This is a genomic window from Pseudomonas sp. NY15364 (genome assembly GCF_048068235.1).
Taxonomy (GTDB): domain Bacteria; phylum Pseudomonadota; class Gammaproteobacteria; order Pseudomonadales; family Pseudomonadaceae; genus Aquipseudomonas; species Aquipseudomonas mendocina_D.
Genome location: NZ_JBLUPX010000002.1, coordinates 76875 through 101814, shown reverse-complemented (window position 1 = coordinate 101814; position 24940 = coordinate 76875). Strand labels below are relative to the sequence as shown.

The 24940-nt window shown below is 66.8% G+C and carries 21 protein-coding genes and 2 riboswitches; of the genes, 7 read left to right on the top strand and 14 right to left on the bottom strand.

The window, feature by feature from the left end; translation table 11 throughout:
• Nucleotides 1–19 precede the first annotated feature (19 nt).
• The 11 genes from ACNFCJ_RS02810 to cbiE all read right to left on the bottom strand — a co-directional run bounded on the left by ACNFCJ_RS02810 (nt 20) and on the right by cbiE (nt 14128).
• On the bottom strand, nt 20–973 hold the full coding sequence (locus ACNFCJ_RS02810; protein WP_416769702.1) for a TAXI family TRAP transporter solute-binding subunit: 954 nt from the start codon (nt 971–973) through the stop codon (nt 20–22).
• A gap of 474 nt (nt 974–1447) precedes the next feature.
• Nucleotides 1448–2788 carry a sigma-54-dependent transcriptional regulator gene (locus tag ACNFCJ_RS02805; protein WP_416769701.1) on the bottom strand — a complete coding sequence of 447 codons (1341 nt, stop codon included), beginning with the start codon at nt 2786–2788 and terminating at the stop codon, nt 1448–1450.
• Between the two features lie 214 nt (nt 2789–3002).
• On the bottom strand, nt 3003–4754 hold the full coding sequence (locus ACNFCJ_RS02800; RefSeq protein ID WP_416769700.1) for a sensor histidine kinase: 1752 nt from the start codon (nt 4752–4754) through the stop codon (nt 3003–3005).
• Nucleotides 4755–4794: 40 nt separating this feature from the next.
• Nucleotides 4795–5979, bottom strand: coding sequence for a C17 cyclopropane fatty acid synthase CfaB (cfaB, locus tag ACNFCJ_RS02795; RefSeq protein WP_416769698.1), 1185 nt, complete (start codon nt 5977–5979; stop codon nt 4795–4797).
• Nucleotides 5980–6054: 75 nt separating this feature from the next.
• Complete coding sequence (locus ACNFCJ_RS02790; RefSeq protein WP_416769696.1) at nt 6055–7062, bottom strand: FecCD family ABC transporter permease; 1008 nt, start codon at nt 7060–7062, stop codon at nt 6055–6057.
• Nucleotides 7059–8030: an ABC transporter substrate-binding protein gene (locus ACNFCJ_RS02785; protein ID WP_416769695.1), complete on the bottom strand. Its 972-nt coding sequence runs from the start codon at nt 8028–8030 to the stop codon at nt 7059–7061. Before ACNFCJ_RS02785 ends, ACNFCJ_RS02790 begins: the two co-directional genes overlap by 4 nt.
• Entirely contained in the window at nt 8030–8800 is a 771-nt protein-coding gene (locus ACNFCJ_RS02780; protein WP_416769694.1) for an ABC transporter ATP-binding protein, read from the bottom strand. The genes ACNFCJ_RS02785 and ACNFCJ_RS02780 overlap by 1 nt, the downstream gene beginning before the upstream one ends.
• On the bottom strand, nt 8800–10911 hold the full coding sequence (locus ACNFCJ_RS02775; protein WP_416769693.1) for a TonB-dependent receptor: 2112 nt from the start codon (nt 10909–10911) through the stop codon (nt 8800–8802). Before ACNFCJ_RS02775 ends, ACNFCJ_RS02780 begins: the two co-directional genes overlap by 1 nt.
• Before the next feature lie 109 nt (nt 10912–11020).
• A riboswitch (cobalamin riboswitch) is annotated at nt 11021–11215 on the bottom strand.
• Nucleotides 11216–11333: 118 nt separating this feature from the next.
• Complete coding sequence (locus ACNFCJ_RS02770) at nt 11334–12026, bottom strand: (2Fe-2S) ferredoxin domain-containing protein (protein WP_416769692.1); 693 nt, start codon at nt 12024–12026, stop codon at nt 11334–11336.
• Between the two features lie 183 nt (nt 12027–12209).
• A complete protein-coding gene (locus ACNFCJ_RS02765; RefSeq protein ID WP_416769691.1) occupies nt 12210–12929 on the bottom strand; it encodes a cobalt-precorrin-6A reductase in 720 nt (239 codons plus the stop codon).
• Entirely contained in the window at nt 12926–14128 is a 1203-nt protein-coding gene (gene cbiE / locus ACNFCJ_RS02760) for a precorrin-6y C5,15-methyltransferase (decarboxylating) subunit CbiE (RefSeq protein WP_416769689.1), read from the bottom strand. The genes ACNFCJ_RS02765 and cbiE overlap by 4 nt, the downstream gene beginning before the upstream one ends.
• Nucleotides 14129–14309: 181 nt before the next feature.
• A riboswitch (cobalamin riboswitch) is annotated at nt 14310–14635 on the top strand.
• A gap of 96 nt (nt 14636–14731) precedes the next feature.
• Between cbiE and cobG the strand changes: the two genes are divergently transcribed.
• The 4 genes from cobG to cobJ all read left to right on the top strand — a co-directional run bounded on the left by cobG (nt 14732) and on the right by cobJ (nt 19287).
• Nucleotides 14732–16045, top strand: coding sequence for a precorrin-3B synthase (cobG, locus tag ACNFCJ_RS02755; protein ID WP_416769688.1), 1314 nt, complete (start codon nt 14732–14734; stop codon nt 16043–16045).
• Nucleotides 16038–16664, top strand: coding sequence for a precorrin-8X methylmutase (locus ACNFCJ_RS02750; protein WP_147810033.1), 627 nt, complete (start codon nt 16038–16040; stop codon nt 16662–16664). Before cobG ends, ACNFCJ_RS02750 begins: the two co-directional genes overlap by 8 nt.
• On the top strand, nt 16661–17404 hold the full coding sequence (locus ACNFCJ_RS02745) for a precorrin-2 C(20)-methyltransferase (RefSeq protein ID WP_416769686.1): 744 nt from the start codon (nt 16661–16663) through the stop codon (nt 17402–17404). Before ACNFCJ_RS02750 ends, ACNFCJ_RS02745 begins: the two co-directional genes overlap by 4 nt.
• Before the next feature lie 227 nt (nt 17405–17631).
• The gene (gene cobJ, locus ACNFCJ_RS02740) at nt 17632–19287 is read left to right on the top strand and encodes a precorrin-3B C(17)-methyltransferase (RefSeq protein ID WP_416769685.1); all 1656 of its coding nucleotides are present in this window, start codon (nt 17632–17634) and stop codon (nt 19285–19287) included.
• A gap of 98 nt (nt 19288–19385) precedes the next feature.
• Here cobJ and ACNFCJ_RS02735 read toward each other — a convergent pair whose 3' ends face one another.
• Nucleotides 19386–20366 (bottom strand): GlxA family transcriptional regulator, encoded by a 981-nt coding sequence (locus ACNFCJ_RS02735; RefSeq protein ID WP_416769683.1) that lies wholly within the window; start codon nt 20364–20366, stop codon nt 19386–19388.
• A gap of 93 nt (nt 20367–20459) precedes the next feature.
• Between ACNFCJ_RS02735 and ACNFCJ_RS02730 the strand changes: the two genes are divergently transcribed.
• Entirely contained in the window at nt 20460–21071 is a 612-nt protein-coding gene (locus ACNFCJ_RS02730; protein WP_416769681.1) for a LysE family translocator, read from the top strand.
• A gap of 12 nt (nt 21072–21083) precedes the next feature.
• On the opposite strand, the gene ACNFCJ_RS02725 is transcribed toward ACNFCJ_RS02730, so the two are convergent.
• Together ACNFCJ_RS02725 and ACNFCJ_RS02720 are read right to left on the bottom strand one after the other, a co-directional pair.
• Nucleotides 21084–21653, bottom strand: a complete 570-nt coding sequence (locus ACNFCJ_RS02725) for a flavin reductase family protein (protein WP_116620472.1) — start codon at nt 21651–21653, stop codon at nt 21084–21086.
• An 83-nt stretch (nt 21654–21736) separates the two neighbouring features.
• Nucleotides 21737–22480, bottom strand: coding sequence for an SDR family oxidoreductase (locus ACNFCJ_RS02720; RefSeq protein ID WP_416769679.1), 744 nt, complete (start codon nt 22478–22480; stop codon nt 21737–21739).
• A 140-nt stretch (nt 22481–22620) separates the two neighbouring features.
• Here ACNFCJ_RS02720 and ACNFCJ_RS02715 point away from each other — a divergent pair, with 140 nt between their 5' ends.
• Nucleotides 22621–23532: a LysR family transcriptional regulator gene (locus ACNFCJ_RS02715; RefSeq protein WP_416769677.1), complete on the top strand. Its 912-nt coding sequence runs from the start codon at nt 22621–22623 to the stop codon at nt 23530–23532.
• A gap of 101 nt (nt 23533–23633) precedes the next feature.
• Entirely contained in the window at nt 23634–24938 is a 1305-nt protein-coding gene (locus ACNFCJ_RS02710; protein WP_416769676.1) for an MFS transporter, read from the top strand.
• The last annotated feature ends 2 nt before the right edge of the window (nt 24939–24940 follow it).

The following is a 24940-nucleotide window of genomic DNA, read 5'->3' as shown; positions in this document are numbered from 1 at the left end:
GCCACGGTCCGGGCCGTCATTACAGTGCGCCGGCTTCCTTGTAGAAGCGTTCGGCACCCGGGTGCAGCGGGATCGGCAGGTTCTTGGTGGCGCTTTCCAGCTTGATGTCCTGAGCGGCGGAGTGGGCGGTGCCCAGACGGCCGAGGTTGTCGAACATCAGCTTGGTCATCTGATAGGCCACTTCGTCGGAAACGCCTTCGTGGGTGACCAGGATGTTGGTGATGGCGACGGTGGGTACGTCGGCGTCCTGGCCGTCGTAAGTGCCGGCCGGGATGGTGGCGGCCTCATAGGCGGCGTTGTCGATCTTCGCGGTCACTTCAGCCGGGATGGCGACGAAGCTGATCTTCATGGTCGAAGCCAGGTCACGAATGGCGGCCATACCCAGACCGGAGGACTGCAGAGTGGCGTCCAGCTGACGGTTCTTGATCAGCTCGACCGACTCGGCGTACGGCAGGAACTCGACCTTGCCCATGTCCTTGTAGGTCAGGCCAGCGGCTTCGAAGATGGCGCGGGCGTTGAGCTCGGTGCCGGACTTCGGTGCGCCGACGGAGATGCGCTTGCCCTTGAGGTCTTCCAGAGTCTTGATGCCGGATTCGGCGTTGGCAACGATCTGGATGTAGTTCGGGTAGGTACCGGCGATGGCGCGGATCTTCTTCAGAGGTGCCTTGAAGCCGGCGTCTTCAACGCCATTCCAGGCATCGGCGACCGAGTCACCGAGGGCGAAGGCCAGCTCACCGCGACCGGCCTGCAGCAGGTTGAGGTTTTCCACCGACGCCTTGGTCGCCTGCACCGAGGTCTTGGAGCCTTCGATGCCATTGCTGTACAGCTGCGAAAGAGCCACGCCAATCGGGTAGTACACACCGCTGGTACCGCCGGTGAGCACGTTGATGAAGGTCGGGGCAGCGAGCACTGCGGTGCTGGCAGTGATGGCCGCGGCAGCGGCGAACAGGCTGATTTTCTTGGTCAGTCGCATGGAAGTATCTCCGTCGTTGTTATGGCTTTATGCAGAGTTTCACTCTAGACGACGCCACCGAGGCGGCATCGGCGGTGCGCGATCAGCAGCGCAGGGTGCAACGTTGGACAAGAGCCGCGGCGAGCGCGGTAGGAAGACGGCCCATGCAAAGCAGCGAGTGCGGCATGGCGCGAGGGGCATGACAGTTCATGGGGCTGACCTCTTGTCGTTGTTATGGTCGCCGCGTCGGCAAGAAGCTGCGCGGCTACAACGGACATAGCAGATGCCGTGCCAGAGGCTGAAAAGCCCGATCTAGAGAGGTTTTATCCTGAGACCAGAGGGTCACTAAGCGGGAAACCGCTCACGCCCGCGCAGGCATAAGCAAGAATCCGCCTATCCGTAGCGCGGATGCAATCCGGGGAACGCAGGGGAAACCAGCCCGGGATTGCACCCGCGCTACGCCTGGCTTGGGCGCACCTTGGATGCCTACGCTGCCTACTCCGTCCCGCCCGGTAGGTAATCACCACGCGCCAGGCCGTGGCGCTGCATTTTCTCGTTGAGCGTACGGCGCGGCAGCTCGAGCATTTCCATCACCGCGGCGATATTGCCCTGGCATTGCAGCAGGGCGTTGTGCAGGCATTGCGCCTCGAAAGCTTCCATCTGCTGCGCCAGCGCCTGACCGGCGAAGCGCTCGGCCGGCGGCGGGCTGGACAACCCCAGGGCATGACGCTCGGCGGCGTTGATCAGCTCGCGAACGTTGCCCGGCCAGTCGTGGCCGAGCAGGCGCGCCAGCTCGCTGGGCGCCAGCGGTGGCGCCTCGCGGCCATGACGTTGCGCCGCTTCGTGGGCGAAATGCTCGAACAGCAGCGGAATGTCCTCGCGGCGCTCGCGCAGCGGCGGAATGTGCAGGGTGGCGACGTTCAGGCGGTACACCAGGTCCTCGCGGAAACGCCCGGCCTTGACCTCGTCGAGCAGGTCCGGCTTGGCCGCGCTGATCACCCGCAGATCGACCTGGATGCTCTTGTTCGAACCCAGGCGCTCCAGGGTCTTCTCCTGCAGCACGCGCAACAGTTTGACCTGCTGCGCCAGCGGCAGGCTCTCCACCTCGTCGAGAAACAGGGTGCCGCCGTCGGCATGCTCGATGCGGCCGATACGCCGCGCCTGGGCACCGGTAAAGGCGCCGCTCTCGTGGCCGAACAGCTCGCTTTCGAAAATGGTCTCGGGAATCGCCGCACAGTTCAGCGCGGCGAAGGCCTTGCTCGCGCGCGGGCTGAAGTCGTGCAGGCAGCGCGCCACGCGCTCCTTGCCGCTACCGGTCTCGCCGCGGATCAGTACGTTGACCGAGGTGCCGGCCAGTTCGAGGATCTGCCGGCGCAGGTTTTCCATCGGCCGGGAAATACCGATTAACTGGCTCTCGATACGCCCCTTGTCGGCCACTTGCTGGCGTAGCTGGCGGTTCTCACAGACCAAACGGCGCTTATCCAGGGCACGGCGCACGCTGTCGAGCAGACGCTCGGGGGTGAAGGGTTTCTCGATAAAGTCATAGGCGCCCTGACGCAGGGCCTGCACCGCCATGGGCACGTCGCCGTGGCCGGTGACCAGGATCACCGGCAGATCGCTGTCGATCTGCAGCAACTTGTCGAGCAGTTGCAGGCCATCGCTGCCGGGCATGCGCACATCGCTGACGATGATGCCGGGGAAGTCGCGGTCCACCACCGCCAGGGCTTCGGCCGCGCTGGCGCAGGCACGCACCTCGAAACCGGACAGCTCCAGCCACTGCTGCACCGCTTCGCGAATCGCCGCTTCGTCGTCGACCACTATGACCTGAGCGCTCATGGCACCTCCTCTTCAGAACGGCCGCAGTGTAGGGTGGGTTAGCGCCGCGAACCAACTATCTTCAACACACCCCTCCAGTGCTGCGGCGCGTAACCCACCGGGCGATCTTCCCGCGAGACGCCAATGGCGGGTTACGGCGCGGCATAAATTGCGGATTCATCGGTATGCGTGAAGTGCGCCTAACCCACTCTACGCAACCGACACTAACAGGCTGCTACGGCGCGGCCGGCAGCCTCATGGTGAATACCGCACCCAGTTCACCGTGGTGCGCCTCCAGGCTACCGCCGAGATCGCGCACGATACCGTAGGACACCGCCAGGCCAAGCCCCAGACCCTGCCCCACCGGCTTGGTGGTGAAAAAGGGTTCGAACACGCGGCCGAGGGTTTCTTCGGCGATGCCGCCACCGCTGTCCTCGACGCTGAGCAGGCAGCTGTCGTCTTCACGGGCGATGCGTACTAGGAGGATGCGCGTCTCGCTCTCGGCCATGGCATCGAGGGCGTTGTGCAGCAGATTGAGGATCACCTGTTCGATGCGGATGGCATCGCCAAGCACTTCGGCCTCGTCGTCTATCTGCGTGCGCAGCTCCACCTGCTCGCTGCGCATACGCGGCGCCAACAGCTGCAGGGCCTGCTCCAGCACATCACCGAGGCACAGGCGCTCGCTGAGGCCGGCCGGGGTCTTGCGGGCAAAGGTCTTGAGGTGGCCAGTCAGCGCCGCCATGCGCTGCAGCAGGCCATCGATACGCTGCAAACCGTCGCGCACCGCTTCCGGCCGACCACTGTCGAGCAGCAGGCGCAGGCTGCCGAGCTGCATCTGCAAGGCGGTCAGCGGCTGGTTGATCTCGTGCGCCAGGGCCGCCGACATCTGTCCCAGCGCGGCCATCTTGGCGGCATGCACCAGGCCATCCTGGGCTTCACGCAGTTCGGCAGTGCGCAGCGCCACCTCACGCTCCAGGCGTTCGCGGATGCCGGCCTGTAAGCGCTGGTTCTTGCGCCGCTGGAAGAGAAACAGCAACAGAAAGGCGAAGGTCATCCACACCCCGGCAGCCGCCAGACGGTAACTGCGCATACTGTCGGCCAGGCCCAGCGGCTCGCTGAGCAGGTGCAGGGTCCAGCCCTCCTCGGGCAGATGCAGGCGCTGCCAGAGATAATCCGCTGTACCGTCAGGGCCCTCGAAACCGGCCCAGTCGGCATCATCATCGACATGCCGGTGTACCTGATGCGCCAGCGGCTGCAGCGCCTGCTCGGCATAGCGGCGCACCTCCACCAGCTCGTCCCGCGCCTGCTCGTCGAGCGGCTGCAGGACGCGGAAACGCCAGGCCGGCTTGTTGCTGAGAATCACCACCTGATAGCTGTCGGCGACCAGCAGCACACCGGGTTGATCGACCCATTGGCGCTGCAGCTCTTCCAGCTCCAGCTTGACCACCAGCACGCCGAGCAGCTCGCCCTTGTCATCGCACACCACATGGGAAAGGAAGTAGCCGGGAATACCAGTGGTCACACCCACCGCGAAGTAGCGCGCACCGCCATCACGCACGGCGTTCTGGAAGTACGGGCGAAAGGCGTAGTTGTTGCCGACGAAGCTGCTCCAGTCACGCCAGTTGCTGGCCACCAGGGTTTCACCCTGGGCATCGAGCAGGTACAGCACGGTGGAGCCGGCCGCGGCGTTGAGGCGCTCCAGGCGTTGGTTGAGGGCCAGACGCAGCTGGCGATCATGCGGCGCACGCAACAGGCTGCGGATGTCGCTGTCCAGCGCCAGCACCTCGGGCACCGAGCTGAAGCGCTCGACCAGGGTACGGATGGATTGGGCATAGAGCTGCAGTTGCCCGCGCGCCTCGATGCTGCGCTCGTCCCAGGCGCGCTGCTCGGCATAGCGTCCACCCAGCCACAGGCTCAGCAGCAGGCCGGCAAGAATCGCCAGAACGGTGAACAGTACGCGGTAACGATGCTGTTGCGGCAAGGGCATGGGCGGCTCGCGGGATCAATACGAGCCGCATGTTACTCCATCACGAATACAGGTCAGCACGGGTCCACGGCAGATCATGACCACCGTCATCGCGCGGCTTCACCGCCAGGATCTGATGCAGGTTCATCCAGCCATGCTGGAAGCCGTACGCGCAGCCGGCCAGGTACAGGCGCCAGATACGCAGGGACTTTTCCGGCACCCACTGCGCCGCTTTCTGCAGTCGTCGCTCCAGGCCCTGGCTCCACAGATGCAGGGTGCGCGCGTAGTGCAGGCGCAGGCTCTCCACATCGACGATCTCCAACCCGGCCTCGCTAATCGCCTTGGTCATGGTCGCCAGGTGTGGCAACTCGCCCTGCGGGAACACGTAGCGGTCGATGAACTCACCCGCGCCACGGCCGACCGGACGACCATCGGTGAAACGCGAGGTGATGCCGTGATTCATCACCAGGCCGCCGGCCCTGACCGCAGCGAACAGCCGCTGACAATACAGCGGCAGGTTGGCGTGGCCGACATGCTCGAACATGCCGACGCTGACCACCTTGTCGAAGCGGCCGTCCTGCGGCAGGTCACGGTAATCCAGCAGCTCCAGAGTCACGCGATCCTCCAGCCCCTCCTCGGCCACCCGCTGCCGGCCCAACTCCAACTGCGCCTGACTGAGGGTGATGCCGTACACCTCGGCCTCGAATTCGCGCGCGGCGAAACGCGCCAGGCCGCCCCAGCCGCAGCCGACATCGAGCAGCCTGTCACCCGGCTGCAGACGCAGCTTGCGGCACAGGTGGCGCAGCTTGGCCTGCTGAGCCTGGTCGAGGCTCTCCTGACCGGTTTCGAAATAGGCGCAGGAGTAGACCATGTCGCGGTCCAGCCACAGACGGTAGAACTCGTTGGACAGGTCGTAGTGGTAGCTGATGGCCTCGGCATCGCTGCGCTTGTCGTGCGCGGCGTAAGGCTCGACAGGTGCGGATTCGTCACCGAGCAGAGCACTGCTCAGCGCATCGCCCACTTCGATGGCCTCTTCGATGGGGCCTTCCAGATCCACCCGGCCTTCGACGTAGGCAGCGCCCAGTGCGTCCAGGCTGGGATGGGCCAACTGGGTGACCAGGCTGGGGTCCTTGACCACCAGCGTCACCCGCGGCTTGGGCCCCAGATCGATCTGCTTGCCGTCCCACAGTTTAAGGCGCAGCGGTAGTCGTAGATCACGAAGTGCGGTGGGCAGTTGCGCGAGCATGGTCATTCCTCCGGCCAGGTGAATGAAGCCTAGAGCAGATGACCTGAGCGGCGCGGCCGGGTTCGATCCGGACGACTAGCGGCGCCTGAGCAGCGCGACGAAGAACACCCCGCCGATGGCGGCGGTGACGATGCCGATGGGCAGATCCTGCGGCGCTAGCCAGGTGCGCGCGGCGACATCGACCCAGACCAGGAACAGCGCCCCCAGCAGCGCCGCCACCGGTAGCAGGCGGCGATGCTCGGCGCCGACCAGAAAGCGCGCCACATGCGGCAGCATCAGGCCGACGAAGCCGATAGCGCCGGACAGCGACACCAGTACGCCGGTGAGCAACGAGGCCACCACGAATACCAGCAGGCGCACCCGGCGCGGGTCCAGCCCCAGGCTTACCGCACTCTGCTCACCGGCCATCAATGCGTTCAGCGCGCGGCCCAGGCCGAGCAGCACGACCATTGCCAGCGCCAGGCACAGCGCCGGTAGCCAGAGCAGTTCCCAGCGCGCCAGGCCCAGGCCGCCGAGCATCCAGAACAGCACCGAGCTGGCCGCATGCGGGTTGCCCAGATACAGCAGCAGGTTGCTTGCCGCCATCATCACGAACGACACCGCCACCCCGGCCAGCAGCAGGCGGTCGCTCTCCAGGCGCCCGCCGCGGCTGGCGATGGCCAGTACCAGCAGCATGCTCGCCAGGGCGCCGACGAAGGCTGCCAGCGGCAGGCTGAGCAGGCCGGCGAACTCGCCCAGGTAGAGCACCACGATCACCGCACCGAAGGCCGCACCGGAGCTGACGCCGAGCAGGTGCGGGTCGGCCAGCGGGTTGCGCGTCACCGCCTGCAGCACCGTGCCGACCAGCGCCAGCCCGGCGCCCACCAGCGCGCCAAGCAACACCCGTGGTGCGCGCAGTTGCCAGACGATGCTGTCCTGGCCGCTGTTGACCGGCACCTGCGGCGCGATGCCGAACAGGTGCTGGCCAAGGATCGCCCACACGCGCTCGAGCGGCACCTGCGCCGCGCCAAAGGCCAGCGACCAGGCACAGGACAGCGCCAGCAGCACGACCAACCCGAGCAGCAGCAGGCGATAACGACTCACTGGGCGAAGGCCTCGGGGTGCAGCGCAGCGGCCAGGGTTTCGATGGCGGCGGCGTTATCCAGGCTTGGCGTCACCGCCAGATAGGGCAGCACCACGAAGCGTTGTTCATGGATCGCCGTGACACCCTGCAGCGCCGGGTGCTGCAAGAGAAAGTCGCGCTTCTGCGCCGCTGATCGCTCGCCGTAGTCGACGATCAGGATGACTTCGGGATCTTCCTCGACCACCGACTCCCAGCCCACCTTGATCCAGCTGCCGGCCACGCCGTCCATCACGTTGCGCCCGCCGGCCGCCTCGATCAGCGGCTGCGGCATGCCCTGGCGCCCGGCGCTGAAAGGCAGGTCTTCGCCGCTGTCGTAGACGAACACCCGTGGCCGCGTCGGCTGCTCGCCCAGGCGCGCCTGCACTGCCGCCACCCGTGCCTGCATGCCCTGCACCAGCTTCTCGGCGCGCGCCTCGACGGCGAAGATGCGGCCGAGGTTGCGCAGGTCGGCGTAGACATCCTCGAGGCTGGCGACGCGGCCGGGCAGCACATGCGCGCAGGACTCGCTCAGCTCGTAAACCGGGATGCCGAAGCGCGCCAGGCTGGCCGGGGTGACCTCGCCGCCGATGCGCATGCCGTAGTTCCAGCCGGCGAAGACGAAATCGGTGCCGGCGCCGAGCAGGTTTTCCAGCGACGGGTAGCGCGCCGCCAGTTCCGGCAGGCCGTCGAGCTGCTCGCGCATGCTCGGATCGAGGGTCTTCCAGCCGCTGATGCCGGTATAGCCGGCCATGCGTTCCTTCAGGCCCAGGGCCAGGAGCATGGCGGTCATGTTGACGTCATGGCTCACGGCCCGCTGCGGTGGCTGGTCGATGGTCACCTGACGGTCGCAACTGGTCACGGTCACGGCCCAGGCGGGGCTGGCCAGCAGCAGCGTCGAGAGCACAAGCGTGGGTAGGAGCGGCTTCAGCCGCGAATGGCAAAGACTCATCAAACAATCCAGGTAATACGCGGATGCCCCGCCAGTGGATGGGTATCGACCAGCGCCCGCACGCCGAACACCTGCTGCAACAGCTCGGCGGTCAGCACCTCGGCGGGCGTGCCGACGGCCACCAGGCGGCCCTGCTCAATCACGCAGAGGCGGTCGCAGAAGGCCGCCGCCAGATTCAGATCATGGAAGCTGGCCAGGGTCGCCAGGCCCAGCGATTTGATCTGCCGCAGCAGTTCGAGCTGGTAGCGCGGGTCGAGGTGGTTGGTCGGCTCGTCGAGGATCAGCAGTTGCGGCTGCTGCACCAGGGCGCGGGCGAGCAGCACGCGCTGCTTCTCGCCACCCGAAAGGCAGGCAAAGGGCTGCTGCGCCAGGTCGTTCAGGCCGACACGGGCCAGCGCATCGCTGACCAGGCGCTGGTCGTCGCCATCGTCGCCATCAAACAGCCCCTTGTGCGGCGTGCGGCCCATGGCCGCCACCTCGTGCACGCGCAGGCCGAAGTCCTGCGGAAACTCCTGCAGCACCACGGCCACGCGCTGCGCGCTCCAGCGCGGCGAGTGCTGCCACAGCGCCTCGCCGTCCAGCTCGACGCTACCGGCGCTGGGTCGCTGGAAGCGATAGGCGCAGCGCAGCAGGCTGGTCTTGCCGCTGCCGTTAGGGCCGATCAGCCCCAGCAGCTCGCCGTCGCCGACGTGCAGGTCGATGTCTTCGAGCAGCGGGCGCTGGCCATCGGGCGACCAGGCCAGCGCCTTGATACGCAAACGCGGGGTCATCAGAAGCTGTAATCCGCCGTGACGAAGAACGAACGCGGCGCGCCCAGGTACCACTGCTCACCGTCGCTGTTGGCGCTGGTGGCGTACTGGCGGTCGAACAGGTTGTTCAGCTCAAGGCCCAGGCGCACATCCGGCAACGCCTGCCAGGCGATGTTGGCGTCGACCACGGTGTAGCCAGGCACCTTGGCGGTGTTGGCCGTATCGGCATAACGCGCATCGACATAACGCGCGCCGATGCCGGCCTCCACGCCGCCACCAAGCGCCTTGTTCAGCCACAGATTGGCGGTGCGCCGCGGCACGTCAGTCGGGCGATTGCCGCTGCGGTCGCCGCCGCCTTCGACGAAGTCGTCGTACTCGGCGCGTACGAAGGCCGCATTGGCCGACACCTGCCAGCCCCGACCCAGCGCCAGTTCCAGGGTGGCTTCCAGGCCATCGGACGACTGCTGGCCGATCTGCTCGGTGGGCGAGGTCGGGGTTGCGCGGCTGAGCAGCTTCTTCTTGACGATGTGATAGGCGGCCAGCGTCCACTCGCCCTGCCCGCCCCAGAACATCTGCTTGAGGCCGATTTCGCTCTGCCTGGCTTCGCTAAGGTCGAACTGCTGCTGAGTCGGGTTGAGGGTCAGCAGGTTGCTCACGCCCTCGGTGCTGGTGGCGTACTGGCCGTAAAGCGACAGATCGGGGGTCAGGGCGAAGACCAGGCCGGCGCGCCAGTTGTCGCCGCTCAGGCTGCGATCGGCGCTGCTGCCATTCACCAGGTTGTCGCGCTGGATATGCACCTGATCGCGGCGCACACCGGTGACCAGCGACAGACGCTCGGTCAGCTGGGTGCGGTTCTCGGCGAACAGCGAGAACTGCCGCGCCAGGTTGCGCTCGCGCGGGCCGTAGCCGAGCGGATCGGTACTCTGGTACTGCCCGCCGCCGGAGCCGGCCAGCGGCACGCTGTCGCTGAAGCTGCTGGCGAAATCGTGCTGGCGGGCGAAGTGGATGCGGTTGTAATCCACACCCACCACGGTACGACTGTCGAGCCCGAACAGGGCGTGATCGAGAGTGAAGGTCTGGCGGTCGCCGACCTGCTCCTGGGTGTGCTTGATCCGGTAGAACTCGCTGCGCTCGACCGTATCGCCCGGCTGCCAGCGATAGGCCTCGGCATTGCGCCAGTAGCGCTGGGTCTTGATGTAGTAGAGCTGGTTGCTGGCGCTGAGCGCGTTGCTGATGCGCCAGTCAGTCACCAGGCGGGTGATCTGGTCGTTGTAGCGGATATCCGCGTCGGCGACGTTGTAATTGCGCTCGCGGATGCTCTCGAGGTACTTGCCGGCCACCAGCGGCGTGCCGAGATAACGCATCGGGCTCTGATCGCCATGATCGTGGGACAGGGTGAAGCTCAGGTCGTCATTGGCGTCCCAGCGCAGGGCGGCGCTGAGCGCCAGGCTATCCGAATCACCCCGGTCGACCCAGCCATTGCTGGCCTGCTGATTGATGTTGAAGCGGTAGCTCAGTTCGTCACTCAGCGAACCGCCGCTATCCAGGGCAGCCTGACGGCGGTCGTCGCTGCCATAGCCGAGGCGCAGCTGGTTGCGGATCTCGCCGGCGAAGGGCTTCTTCGGCACCACATTGATCACCGCGCCGGTGGCGCCCTCGCCGTAGAGCACAGAGGCCGGGCCGCGCAGCACGTCGATGCGCGCCACCGACCAGGTGTCCACCGGGAAGGTCACGGTGCCGGCGCCGACGTACTGGCGAGTACCGTCGTATAGCTGCATGGTCGCCGAGTGACCGGTGAAGCCGCGCGCCGACAGCGCGGTGCCGCCATTGCCGGGCGAGCCGATGCTGCTGATACCCGGCGTGCGGGTCACGGCGTCCTGCACCGAGAGGTTGTTGCGCCCACGTACCTCGGCGCCGCTCAGGCTGCTGGTGCTGGCCGGGGTTTGCAGGGCCGAAAGCTCCAGACGCGATCCGGACGTGGTGGGCGTATGCAGGTCGCTCTCGCCCTCCTCCCCGGCTTGCGCCTGGACGGTGACGTCAGGCAGATCGACTGGAGAGACGCTGGCCATGGCTGAAGCAGCCAATAGCAACGCGAACAATGCACAGGGTTGGAACAGGGGATAGCGCGCCATATTGCTTCCATCGCAAAGAGAAAAGGCACGGCAATCCGATGGAAATGCGCAACAGCAGACAGGGGCACGGCGGCGCCCTACTGGAGTCAACGCCCGCCCACCGCGGGTTGCCAGACAAACGACTCCAGGCCGGTCTCCGGGCTTGCGAGGGTCATGAACGCATCGCCTTCCCATGCGCGTGGCGCACAGTGGCGTATCGATGCGGTCGCTCGCTTACCGTTGCGGGGGCAGCGTCGGACTTCAACCGACTTCCCGTTTCACCTCACGCGCGGCGGCGTAAGACACCTGAAGCGGGGCGGATATGACCACCCGCACCCGCTCAAGTCAAGGCGCGGGGGCAATTGTGGGAGGTGCTTTAGCGGCGATTGCCCTTCTGCAGGAGCGGCTGGCCGGCATTGCGCTTCAGCCGCGAGAGGGGGGCGTTAAGCCTGCTCGTCGATACGCAATTCCGGCAACGCCCTACCCGCCACCAGGCGCTCGTCGACCAGACGAATCACCGCCGCCTCGTCCTTGATGCCGTACCACTCGCCCTGTGGATAAAGGCTCGCAGTCGGGCCCAGATCGCAGGGGAACTGGCACTGGCTGCGGGTGATGTGCACGCCGCCTTCGCACTCCAGCTTGCCCGCTGCCTTGAGCCGCTGGCGCAGGGTTTTCCACAGGCCCAGCGCGCCCTTGCGCGTGCAGCGCGGGCCGTTGCACAGCAGCAGGCGCTGCGCATGCGGCGGGATCTGCGACCAGGCGTGGTGTTCCGGCACAGGCGGCACGTCGCTGCAGGAAAGATGCGCTTCGCGATGCCCCAACAGCGCGCTCAAGCCATCGAGCCAGGTATCTTCAAGCGCCGTGCAGACCACGAACACCTCAGATGCGTCGCCACGTTCGGCGATGCACTGGCGCAGCCAGTCGCGGTGCGCGACGTCGGCGCGTGGCTCCAGATCCACCACCAGCAGCGGTCGCGGCGCATCGATGATGGCCTGCCAGAAACCCTCCTGCTCGCTGTCATGCAGATGCGCCTCGTCCAGCAGCGCTTCGATACGTTGCTGCAGGCGCTCGGACGATGCTCCACGCCCCAGGCCGGGGCCGATAAACAGGATGCGGGCGTAAGGGGCTTGGCTCATGAGGGTCTCCAGAACGGGCCGGCAGTCTAGCAGCGCGTCGAGCTGTGAAGGCAATCCGGGTGGACGTCGCCTTTTACGTCCACCATAACGGTGGATCGATAAAACGCGATGCAACCGCCGCGACGATCGCAAGCGTAGGGCGGGCGCAACCCGCCAGGCCGGCGTTGGCGGGTTTCACCCGCACTACAGGGACAGCGCCTCGTAGAGAGCGTCCAACTCCGCAAACTCGCGCGTTACCGCCGGCAACTGCGGGCGACGCAACAGCAAAACCGGCAATCCAAGCTCACGGGCCACCTGCAGCTTGGGTTCGGTGGAGGCGCTGCCGCTGTTCTTGCTCACCAGCACGTCGCAGCGGATGCGCGCGAATAGCGCGCGTTCCTCGTCCAGCGCGAACGGCCCACGGGCGCCGATGATCTCGGCACGCGCCGGCGCCGGCTCGACCTGCAGGCAGCGCACCGTCCAGTGCTGGTGCGCGGGAATCTCGTGCAAATGCGCCAGCGGCTCGCGCCCGGAGGTGAAAAACGGCCGTTCGAAAGGCGCCAGCGCACGGGTCAGTTCATCCCAGCCTTCCACCTCGCGCCAGTCGTCACCCGGACCCGGTTGCCAGCCAGGGCGGCGCAATGCCCAGCATGGCACGCCCGCCAGCTCTGCAGCGCGGGCCGCGTTATGGCTGATCTGCGCCGCATAGGGGTGGGTCAGATCCAGCAGCAGCTCGATGCCTTCGCGGTCGATAAAGGCCGCCAGGCCTTCGGCACCGCCAAAGCCGCCGACGCGCACGCGGCAGGCCAGGTCATCCGGCACGCGACCAAGGCCGGCCAGGCTGTAGATGGTTTCCGACCCCAGTCGACGCGCCAGACGCAGGGCCTCGGTGGTGCCACCGAGCAGCAGGAGTCGCGCACTCACGGTTTGCGCACCGCCAGCAGGGTGATCGGCAGCGCCGCGCGCCAGGTGTCGAAGCCGCCCAGCGGCTGCGCCTGGGCCACGGCAAGACGCAGCAGCTCGCCGCCATTCTGTTCGCGGAAGGCGACCAGCGCCGCCTCGCTTTGAATGGTCACGGCATTGGCCAGCAGGCGTCCGCCGGGCTTGAGCGCGGCCCAGCAATCATCCAGTACACCGGGCACGGTGACGCCGCCGCCGATAAAGATGGCATCCGGCGCGGGCAACCCGGCCAGCGCCTCGGGCGCATGCCCGGCGACCAGTTGCAGCCCGGGTACACCGAGTGCATCGCGGTTATGGCGGATATGGGCCTGACGCCCTTCGTTGGCCTCGACGGCGATGGCGCGGCAGGCCGGGTGGGCGCGCATCCACTCGATGCCAATGGAGCCGCAACCAGCGCCAACATCCCACAGCAGCTCGCCAGGCAGCGGCGTCAGGCGCGCCAGGGTCACCGCGCGCACGTCACGCTTGGTCAGTTGGCCATCGTGACGGTAGGCCTCGTCCGGCAGGCCGCAGGTCGGCGGCAGCAGCTGCGCACCGGCGTCGGCCAGGCATTCAACGGCCAGCAGGTTGAGGTCGGCGCCGCGCGGCAGATTCCAGCTTTCGGCCAGACCATCGAGTCGGCGCTCCTCCGGCCCGCCCAGATGTTCCAGCAGGGTCAGACGACTGGCACCGAAACCGCGCGCACGCAGCACTTCGGCGACCTGCGCGGGGGTGTCGCCATCGGCGCTCAGCACCAGCAGGCGCACGCCGGGATACAACCGGGCGTTGAGCGTGGCCAGCGGCCGCCCGACCAGCGACACCACCTCCACCTCCTGCAGCGGCCAGCCCAGGCGCGCCGCCGCCAGCGACACCGAGGACGGCGCAGGCAACACCAGCAGCTCATCGGCCGGCAGCTGGCGCGCCAGGCTGGCGCCGACGCCGTAGAACATCGGGTCGCCGCTGGCCAGCACGCACACCGCCTCGCCACGCCGCGCCAGCAGTGGTTCAAGGTCGAAGGGGCTGGGCCAGGTTTCCCGCTCGCCACTGATGCACGGCGGCAGCAAGGCCAGCTGACGCGGCGCGCCAACGATGTGCGTAGCCGCCAGCAGTGCACGGCGCGCGGCCTTGCCCAGGCCGGGGTAGCCGTCTTCACCGATGCCGACCAGGGTCAACCAGGGTTTCATCCACCTTCCTCGCAAGTAGCCGACAGGGCGCGTGTCGCGACGCCGGGCAAAGCGGGCATAATAGCGCCTTCGTCGGTGCCCCATGAGTCGATACGACTCAGTAAAGGGCCTAAGGAAACTCTGAAATAGTCGTCATTCCCGCGCAGGCGGGAATCCAGAATCTCCGTAGTACCTGGGCTCCCGCCTTCGCGGGAGTGACGGTATACGGCTATTTCAGAGCGTCCCCAAGAGGGAACACGGTAAAACCGTGGCTGCCCCCGCAACTGTAAACAGCGAGTCCAACGCAATCGGCCACTGGAAACAGGCCGCTGAAAAACGTAAGCGAGGCAGGCAAGACAAGGCAAAAACGACCGAAAAAGCGCAGTTTACGTGTTGTAAATGAGCATTTTGAGGCCGTTTTTAACGCCGTATTGCCAACGCAGATAGTTTTTCAACGGCCTGTACCGGGAAGGCGCAGCGGATCAAGACCTGTCAGCCAGGAGACCTACCGACGAACGCTGGTCGCGAGTGCCAACATCGGGCGGGGTGTACCGATGCCATGGAATCCTCCCGTGGGCGGATTTCGCTGGTTTGGTCGCCGCGTCGTTATCCACAGGTGACCGCTTGTCCACATCCGTCCGCCCTTCCGCCTGCCCCGGCCTGCTACGCATCGTCCCCGCGCTGGATGGCGGCATCTGCCGCATCAAGCTGCCCGGCGGCGTGCTGCGCAGTGCCCAGGCGCGGGCGATTGCCGAGGCGGCCAGGCACTGTGCCAGTGGCGTGCTGGAGCTGACCAACCGCAGCAACCTGCAAATTCGCGGCGTGCTGCCGGGCCAGGAAAGCGCGCTGATCGACGCCCTGCTGAGCGCCGGCCTCGGCCCGCGCGTGGCCACCGCCGATGACGTGCGCAATCTGCTGCTCAGCCCCGCCGCCGGCCTCGACCCGCAGGTGCGGATGGACGTGCGCCCGCTGGCCAGCCAGTTGCTCGACCTGCTGCAGGACACTCCGGCGCTGCATGCGCTGTCGCCCAAGTTCGCCCTGCAACTGGACGGCGGTGAAACCCTGGCCATGCGCGAACACCCCCACGACCTGTGGCTGGCCGCCGAGGACGACCAGCACCTGCTGCTGGGTCTGGCCGGCGGCCCCATCGACACACCACTGGCGCGCATCGAAGCGTCGCAGGCAGTCGAGCTGGTGCGCCAGCTCCTGCTGCTGTTCCTCGAACTGGCCACACCCGAGCAGTCACGCATGCGCCAGTTACTGGCACAGATCCCGGCCAGCGAGCTGTTGCAACGCCTGCAAACGCGTCTGGACTTTCCCCTGCAGCCAGCACCAGCCAATTGGCAGCCTGCCGCCACCATCGAGCGCGCACCGGCGGGGATTTATCCACAGGCGCAGAGCGGCCTGTGTATGGTGGCCGCTGGCGCCCAGCTGGGCCGGTTGCACGCCGAACAACTGACCACGCTGGCCGAGCTGAGCGAGCGCCATGGCGATGGCGAGCTGCGCCTGACGCCCTGGCAAGGTCTGTTGTTGGGCAACGTCCCCGAAGCTCGCGCCCGCGAACTGCTGGCAGAGCTGGACCAGCTGGGCCTGCTGACCCAGGCCGACGAGCCGCTGCTCGGCCTGGTCGCCTGCACCGGCTCGGCGGCCTGCGCGCGCGGCCTGGCCGACAGCAAGCACCACGCCCTGCACCTGGCCGAACGCCTGCGTGCAAGCGGCGCCCGCCCGCAGGTGCACCTCAGCGCCTGCCCGCGCAGTTGCGCCAGCGCCCGCGTGCAGCCCTATACCCTTTTGGCCAGCTCGCCTGACCATTACCAGCTTTATCAACGCACGCCCGAGACGCCCGGTTTCGGCCGTCTGCTGGCGCCGGCCATGACTATCGACGAGGCCGGCGCCTGGTTCGCCCGCCAACACCCCGCAGGAACATCCGATGCTTGATTACATCCGCGACGGCCAGGAAATCTACCGCCGCTCCTTCGCCACCATCCGCGCCGAGGCCAACCTCGACGGCATCCCCGCCGATCTGGAAAAACTCGCCGTACGGGTGATTCATGCCTGCGGCATGGTCGACGTGGTGGAGGATCTGCGCTTCTCCCCCGGCGCGGGCGCTGCGGGTCGTGCCGCGCTGCTGGCCGGCGCGCCGATCCTCTGCGACGCACGCATGGTAGCCGAGGGCATCACCCGCCCGCGCCTGCCGGCGAACAACGAGGTGATCTGCACCCTGCACGATGCCGGCGTGCCGGAGCTGGCCCGCGAGTTGGGCAACACCCGCTCGGCGGTGGCCCTGGAGCACTGGCGCGAACACCTGGAAGGCAGCGTGGTGGTAATCGGCAACGCCCCCACGGCGCTGTTCTACCTGCTGGAAATGCTCGATGCCGGCGCACCGAAGCCGGCGCTGATCATCGGCATGCCGGTGGGCTTTATCGGTGCTGCGGAATCGAAAGATGCGCTGGCCGCAGACAGCCGTGGCGTGCCCTACGTGATCGTGCGTGGCCGCCGTGGCGGCAGCGCCATGGCGGTGGCCGCGGTCAACGCCCTCGCCTCGGAGGTGGAATGATGGCCGGTCGTCTGCTTGGCCTCGGCGTCGGCCCCGGCGACCCCGAACTGCTTACCCTCAAGGCGCTGCGCCTGCTGAAATCCGCCCCAGTGGTGGCCTACTTCGTGGCCAAGGCCAAGCACAACGCCGGCCACGGCGGTAACGCCTTCGGCATCATCGAGGAGCACCTGAGCGATGCCCAGCAGCGCCTGCCGCTGGTCTACCCGGTGACCACCGAGAAGCTCGCCCCGCCGCTCTCCTACGAAGATGTGATCGCCGACTTCTACGACACCTGCGCCGAGCAGATCGCCCAGTTGCTCGATGCCGGCCAGGACGTGGCGGTGATCTGCGAAGGCGACCCGTTCTTCTACGGCTCCTACATGTACCTGCATGACCGCCTGGCCGAGCGCTACGAAGTGGAAGTGGTGCCCGGCGTGTGCTCGATGCTCGGCTGCGCCTCGGTGCTCGGCACGCCGCTGGTGTACCGCAACCAGAGCCTGAGCGTGCTCTCCGGCGTGCTGCCGGAAGACGAACTGGAACAACGCCTGCGCGACGCCGAAGCGGCAGTGGTGATGAAGCTCGGGCGCAACTTCGACAAGGTGCGCCGCGTGCTGCGCAAGCTCGGCCTGGATGGCCGCGCCCATTACGTCGAACGTGCCACCATGGCCAGCCAGAAGATCGTGCCGCTGGATGAGGTGGAGCCTATGGATTCGCCGTATTTCTCCATGATTCTGGTGCCCGGCCAGAAATGGCGGGGGTGAACGAGCTGCTGCGCGCCGATTGTTGATGCCTGCGAGCTGATCTTGTAGGAGCCGCGCCACGCGGCGAAGACGGTCTAACTGGCGGCACACCTAATAAGCTTCGCCCCGGGGCGGGGCTCCTACAGGACAAGACCGGGTAAACCGCTTTCACATTCATTCGTTCGTAGCCCGGATGCAATCCGGGAAACCCATTCCCCGGATTGCATCCGGGCTACAGGATTTACCGCATGAACATCGTCATCCTCGGCGCCAGCGCGCTGGCCACTGCACAACGCCTCAAGGCGCTTTATCCACAGGCCGTGATCCATGGCCTGCGCGGCCGTGCCGACAGAGCAGAGCGCCACTACGACGACTTCGGCGAGCACCTGCGCGCCCTCTACCGCGCCGGCCAGCCGCTGCTGGTGCTGTGCGCCGCCGGCATCGTCATCCGCAGCCTTGCCGCGCTGCTGGCGGAAAAAGGCGCCGAGCCGCCGGTACTGGCCCTGGCCGAGGACGGCAGCGTCGTGGTGCCGCTGCTCGGCGGCCTGGCAGGGGTCAACCGCCTGGCCCGCGAGATCGCTGCATACCTGGGGGTAACGCCAGCCATCACCACCAGCGGCGAGCTGCGCTTCGGCACCTGTCTGCTGGAACCGCCAGCCGGTTATGCCCTGGCCGACCTGCAGCAGGGCAAACGCTTCGTCAGCGATCTGCTCGGCGGCGACAGCGTGCGTATCGAAGGCCAGGCGCCCTGGCTGGAAAGCGCGCAACTGCCTGTGGATAACGCCGCCAGCCGGGTTATCCATATCACCCCCGAGGCCCGCCCGGCGCAGCCCGATGAACTGCTGATCCACCCGCGCAGCGTCGCCGTGCTGATCGAGCAGCCCAGCGCCGACCTGCCGGCTCGACTGCAGCAAGCACTATGCACCACCAGCCTGGCGCCACAAGCGCTGGCCGTGCTGCTGGCGGACAAAAGCTGGATGGCCAACGCCGAACTGCACGCCACCGCCGCCGAGTTGAAGCTGCCACTGCGCTTTATCCACAGCACATCCGAGCTACCGCCCGAGCACCATGTCGGCGACGGCCTGCGCCTGCTGCTGAGTAAACAGCCGCTGGATATCGAGCGCCTCGGCCAACGCCGTGGCCGCCTCAGCGTGGTCGGCCTCGGCCCAGGCGCCGCCGAGCATATGACCCCCGCCGTGCGCCGCGCCCTGGACGAAGCCGAAGACCTGCTCGGCTACGACACCTACGTGAAGATGGCCGGCCCGCTGCGCGCCGATCAATGCCTGCACCCCAGCGACAACCGCGAGGAGCTGCAGCGCGCCGCCCACGCCTTCGAACTGGCCGCCATGGGCCGCCGGGTAGTGATGATCTCCTCGGGCGATCCCGGCGTTTTCGCCATGGCCGCCGCGGTGATGGAGGCGTTGGAAAGCCCGCAGAGCGAGGCCTGGCACGGCGTCGAGCTGGAAGTGCTGCCGGGCGTCTCCGCCGCCCTGGCCACGGCTGCCAAGGCCGGCGCGCCGCTGGGCCATGACTTCTGCCTGATTTCCCTGTCGGACAACCTCAAGCCCTGGGCGGTGATCGAAAAGCGCTTGGAACATGCCGCCATCGCCGACCTGGCCATGGCCTTCTACAACCCGATTTCCAAATCCCGCCCCTGGCAACTTGGCCGCGCGCTCGACTTGCTGCGCCAGCACCGCGCGCCGGAAACCCTGGTGGTACTTGGCCGTGATATCGGCCGCCCCGCCGAAGCCCTGCGCAGCCTCACTCTCGGCGAGCTGACGCCGGAGATGGTCGACATGCGCACCCTGGTGATCATCGGCTCCAGCCAGACCCGCCGCTTTCCCCGTGCCGATGGCGGTGAGTGGGTCTATACGCCGCGTTGGTACCCGGATATCGAGTCATGATCCTCTCTGCCGCTGTTATCCCTGTTCCGTAGGCGCGTCGCCCCGGCGCGAAGCAATTGCAGCCGGCTATTCGCCACATTCGCCGCGAGGCGCGGCTCCTACAACGCGCCACCCTGACGACGGAAGGCGCCAGGCGCCAAGCCAAAGCGCTGGCGAAACAACTTGCCCAGGTGGCTGGCATCGCTGACGCCGATCTCGTCGGCAAGCTGCGCCAGGCTGTGGCTGGAGTTGAGCAGGCGCCAGCGCACGTGCTGCAGGCGCAGTTCGTTCCAGTATTCGCGCGCACTCATGCCCTGGCTGGCCTGGAACAGACGATCGAGCTGACGGCGGCTGATGCCGACGCTGGCCGCCAGTTGCTCGATGCCGTCGGCACTGGCCAGGCCATGGCGCATCAGGGCGATGGCGCGGTCGACATGGCGCTCGCCACTCGGCGCCGTGTGCAGCGAACGCAGTGCATGCTGGCCGCTGCGCGTCTCGTCCACCAGCATATCGGCCAGGCCCTTGAGCGCCCGCGCCCGGCCACTGCCCTGGGCCAGCAGCTCCACCGCCAGGTCGATGGCCGCAGTACCGCCAGCGCAGGAAATCCGTGCGCCATCGAGGCAGTAGAGGCGCTCACGAGCCAGGCGCAGATGGGGAAAGCTGGCGCGAAATTCCGCCTCATGGCGCCAGTGCACCGCCACCTGATGGCCGTCGAGCAGGCCGCAGGCAGCGAGCAGGAAGCTGGCATTGTCGATCGCCACCAGCTTCACCCCGGCGCGGGCGGCACGCCGCAGCAAAGCCTGATAGGCCGGCGCCAGCGCGGCAGTGGCCTGCGCGTTACGCCCGCCGAACAGCACCAGGTAGTCGAAGTCGGCCAGATCGAGTTGTTCCGGCGTGGCCTCGATCCGCAGCGCCGCACCGCTGCTGGACGGCACATGCCCTGGCTGCAGGCCGAGAATCGTCCAGGCGCAGTAGCGCTGGCGGCTGTAGTCCTCGTCGTCGGCGCTGAAACGCAGCTTGTCGAGAAAGCCACCGAAGGGCAGCAGGGCGAACTCCGGCAGTGGCAGCAGGAGAAAACGCAGATCGGGGCGTTCGGCCATGGCAGTCCAGAATCAACCGTTAGATGACCAGAATCTACCTCAATCACGACACTGTCGCTGACTAGACTTGCCACGCATTCACAGGAGACCCGCATGGCCCTCGAACTCTGGCTCGTCTACTTCATCGCCACCCTCGGCCTGGCGCTGACGCCCGGCCCCAACAGCCTGCTGGCGCTGACCCACGGTGGGCTGTACGGCGCGCGCCTGGCGTTGGCCACCATCCTTGGCGGCGTGGTCGGCTTCAGCACCTTGATCGCCCTGGCCATGTTCGGCCTCAGCGCGCTGCTCAAGACCGCGCCCACCGCGCTGCTGGCGCTGAAGTGGATCGGCGGCGCCTACCTGATCTGGCTGGGCGTGCAGCTGTGGCGCTCGCCACCGATGAACCTGACCCTGGCAGACAGCGGCACCCGCCCCAGCGCCGTACGGCTGTTTCGCCAAGGCCTGCTGTCGGCACTGTCGAATCCCAAGGTGATCCTGTTCTACGGCGCCTTCCTGCCGCAGTTCGTCGATCCGCAACGCGGCCTGGCCGTGCAGTTCGTGGTGATGGCAGCGACCTTCGCCGTGGTCGAGTTCCTCGTCGAGCTGCTGCTGGCGTTGCTGGCCTTCCGCGTACGGCCCTGGCTGCAACGCGGCGGCCGCACCTTCAATCGCAGTTGCGGCGTGCTCTTCGTGCTGATCGGTGTAGCGCTACCGCTGGCGCGCTGAGCACGCCCGACATCAGGCCTTGAGCGCCTCGCCAATCGCGTAGTAGTGCCCGCCCGCGACGTGATGCAGGCTGCGCAGGCTCGGGTCGGCCGTTTCGAAATGCCAGCGGCCGTCGCGGAACACGCGCTCGTCCGCCCAGGCCGCGATCACCTCGCCGATGAACAGGTCGTAGGCCTGCTGGTTATGCGGCTCATCGATCAGCCGGCAGACCAGCCAGGCCGAGCAGCCGGCCACCAATGGCACATCGTGGCCTGCCATCTCGAACAACTCGACCCCGGCATGGGCCAGCTTCGCCGGATCATCGGCCAGGCTGGCGCTGCCCACCGCCTGGGTCAGTTGCAGCTGCGCCACGGTCGGCACCTGGATGGCGAACAGGCCGCTACCCTCGATCAGCGCGCGGGTGCGGGTGGCCTTGTCCAGCACCACGGTCAGCTTCGGCGGATCGAAATCCAGGGCGCAGCACCAGGCTGCCGCCATGACGTTATCCACAGTCTGATGACGCGCCGACACCAGCACGGTCGGCCCGTGGTTGAGCAGACGGTAGGCCTTGGCCAGGTCGACGGAATGAATGGACGCGCTCATGCAGACTCCTGAAAGCGAAAAAGGCGCCTGCATGCTGGCTCGGGTGAACCAGCATCGCAAGCGCCTGCAACAGCGGTTATGGATCAGAACTTCTGCGTGGTCGGACGCAGAACGATCTCGTTGATGTCGACGTCAGCCGGCTGCTCGATGGCGTAGGCAATGGCGCGTGCCACCGATTCCGCCGGAATCGCCTGCTTGTAGAAGTCGACGACGAAGTCGCGGCTCTGCTGGTGCGAGCTGCCGAACTTCAGCTCCGAATCCACCGCGCCCGGCTCGATGGTGGTGGTGCGGATGCTGCCGCCTACCTCGTGACGCAACCCTTCGGAGATGGCGCGTACGGCGAACTTGGTGCCGCTGTAGACGGTACCGCCCGGGCTGAACACCTTGATCCCGGCCACCGAGGCGATGTTGATGAAGTGCCCGGCGTTCTGCTGCTGGAACACTGGCAGCGCCGCGGCGATGCCGTACAGCACGCCCTTGATGTTGATGTCGATCATGCGCTCCCACTCCTCGACGCGCACATCGCTCATCGGTGCAATGGACATAAGGCCGGCGTTGTTGATCAGCACATCGACGCGGCCGAAGGTGTCCAGCGCGCCCTGGATCAGTGCCTTGACCTCATCGGCGCGGGTCACGTCGGTCTGGTAGGCCACGGCCTCGCCGCCAGCGGCAACCAGATCGCTGACCAGTTGCTCGAGACGCTCTTTGCGCCGTGCGGCCAGCACCACCTTGGCGCCCAACTTGCTCAGATGACGGGCGGTGGCTTCGCCCAGGCCGCTGCTGGCGCCGGTGATGACCACGACCTTGCCGGAAATGTTATTGCTCATGAGTAAGCCCTCTCTGGATTCATGGGAGTGTCCGCGCCATACGCCGGACATAGACTCACCTTAGAGACGATTTAAGTTTCAATGAATGGAAGAGTTTGGATTAGGCTATTCCAGTTTTTGGAATACAAAGGCGCCCCGACATGCTCAACCGCATGGAGATGATCCGCATTTTCTGCAGCGCGGCCGACTGCAGCAATTTCCGCGAGGCAGCGACTCGCCTGGGGGTTTCGCCGCAAACGGTGACCCGCGCGATCAAGGCGCTGGAAGAGGAGCTGGGCGAGATTCTGTTCCACCGCAACACCCGCCGGGTGCATATCACCGCCTTCGGCGAGGCCTACGCGCTACGCGCCCGGCAGATGCTGGAAGACTTCGACGCACTATTTCGCGGCCATCGCGCGGAAACCGAATCGGCCATCGCCGGGCGCATCGGCATCACCGCGCCGCAAGCCATCGGCAAGCGCTTTCTGGTGGGCTTCCTGCAACCCTTGCTCAAGCAGCATCCACAGCTGGTGCTGAACCTGCGCCTGGAGGACGAAATAACCGACGCAGTGGAAGCGCAGATCGACGTCGGCATCCGCGTCGGCTTCCTGCGCGACAGCCGCTACGTTGCCCGCGCGCTGGCACCGGTACCGTTGCTGGTGGTGGCCACGCCGGAACTGATTGCTGCCAGCGGCGCGCCGCGTGACCTCGACGAGTTGCAACAGCGGCCGCTGTCGGTGCTTATCGACCGCAAGAATGGCCGCCCCTGGCCATGGACCTTCGCCCATGGCCCCAGCCTGCATCCGCCTGCACCAGCACTGGTGAGCGACGACCCCGAAGCCGAGCTGGAGGCGGTGCTTGCCGGCCTGGCCTACGGCCAGTTGCCCGCCTACCTGGCGCAGCCCTATCTGCAGAGCGGCCACCTGCAGGCGGTGCTGACCGAGCAGGCACCCGATCCCTGGCAGCTGTTCATCTACCGCCCGCAGCAAGGCCCGGTGCCGCCAAGGGTGCGCCTGGTGTTCGATCACCTACACGCCTGCTTCTCCAACCCGGCGCAGTTTCCCCAGGGCTGAGGTCGCTCACGGCAACGCCGCTGTCGCCTGCGAAGCGCCCTCCCCGCCCATCGCTCCGTAACCTGCCTGAAGCCGTCTAAATCAGGGATCAGGAGCGTTGCATGAATGCCATCCATACGGGCCAGCAGGTCAGCCCGGCCACCTTGCACAAGGTGATTGCCGCCTCGGCCATCGGCAACTTCGTCGAGTGGTTCGACTTCGCGGTCTACGGCTTCCTCGCCGTGACCATCGCCTCGCTGTTCTTCCCACCGGGCAATCCGACCCTGGCGCTGCTGCAGACCTTCGCCGTGTTTGCCGTGTCGTTCGCCCTGCGCCCACTGGGCGGCATCGTGTTCGGCATTCTCGGTGATCGGATCGGACGTAAACGCGTGCTGTCGATCACCGTACTGCTGATGGCCGGCGCCACCACACTGATCGGCCTGCTGCCGACCTACGCCAGCATCGGTCTGTTCGCCCCGCTGCTGCTGGCCGTGGCGCGCTGCCTGCAAGGTTTCTCCGCCGGCGGCGAGTATGCCGGCGCCTGCGCCTTCGTCATGGAACACGCCCCCACCGAGCAGAAAGCGCGCTATGGCAGCTTCGTGCCGGTCTCGACCTTCATGGCATTCGCCTGCGCCGCCGGCCTGGTGTTCGGCATGGGTTTCTGGCTGGATGAAGCACAGATGCAGGCCTGGGGCTGGCGCGTGCCCTTCCTGATCGCCGCGCCGCTGGGTCTGGTCGGCCTGTACATGCGCCTGCGTCTGGACGAGTCACCGGCCTTCCAGGCCCTGGCTGCCCAGCCTCACCCTGAACATTCGCCGCTGCGCGAAACCCTGCGCGAGCATGGCGCCACCGTGCTGTGCCTGTCGGCGTTCATCTCGGCGACGGCACTGTCGTTCTATATGTTCACCACCTATCTCACCACCTACATGCAGGTGGTCGGCGGTACTGCGCGGCCGACCGCCTTGCTGGCCAGCCTGATCGCGCTGTTCTTCGCCGCCCTGCTGTGTCCCTTCGTCGGGCGCTATTCGGATCGCGTCGGGCGCCGCCGCACCATCCTCACCGCCGGAGTGGCGTTGATCATCGCGGTGTATCCGGCCTTCACCCTGGCCGCCTCGGGCACCCTGCTGGCTTCAGCCCTGGGCGCCATGCTGCTGGCAGTGGGTGCGGTGATCTGTGGCGTGGTGACGGCGGTGCTGCTCTCCGAGCAGTTCCCCACCCGAGTGCGCTACACCGCCTCGGCCTTCACCTACAACCTGGCCTACACCATCTTCGGCGGCACCGCGCCGCTGATCGCTACTTGGTTGATCGAGGCGACCGGCAACCGCATGTCGCCGGCCTACTACCTGATCGCCATCGCCCTACTGGCCCTGGCCGGCGGCCTAGCGCTGCCGGAGTCATCGAAGCGGCCGCTGAGCTACCAGCGCTGAAC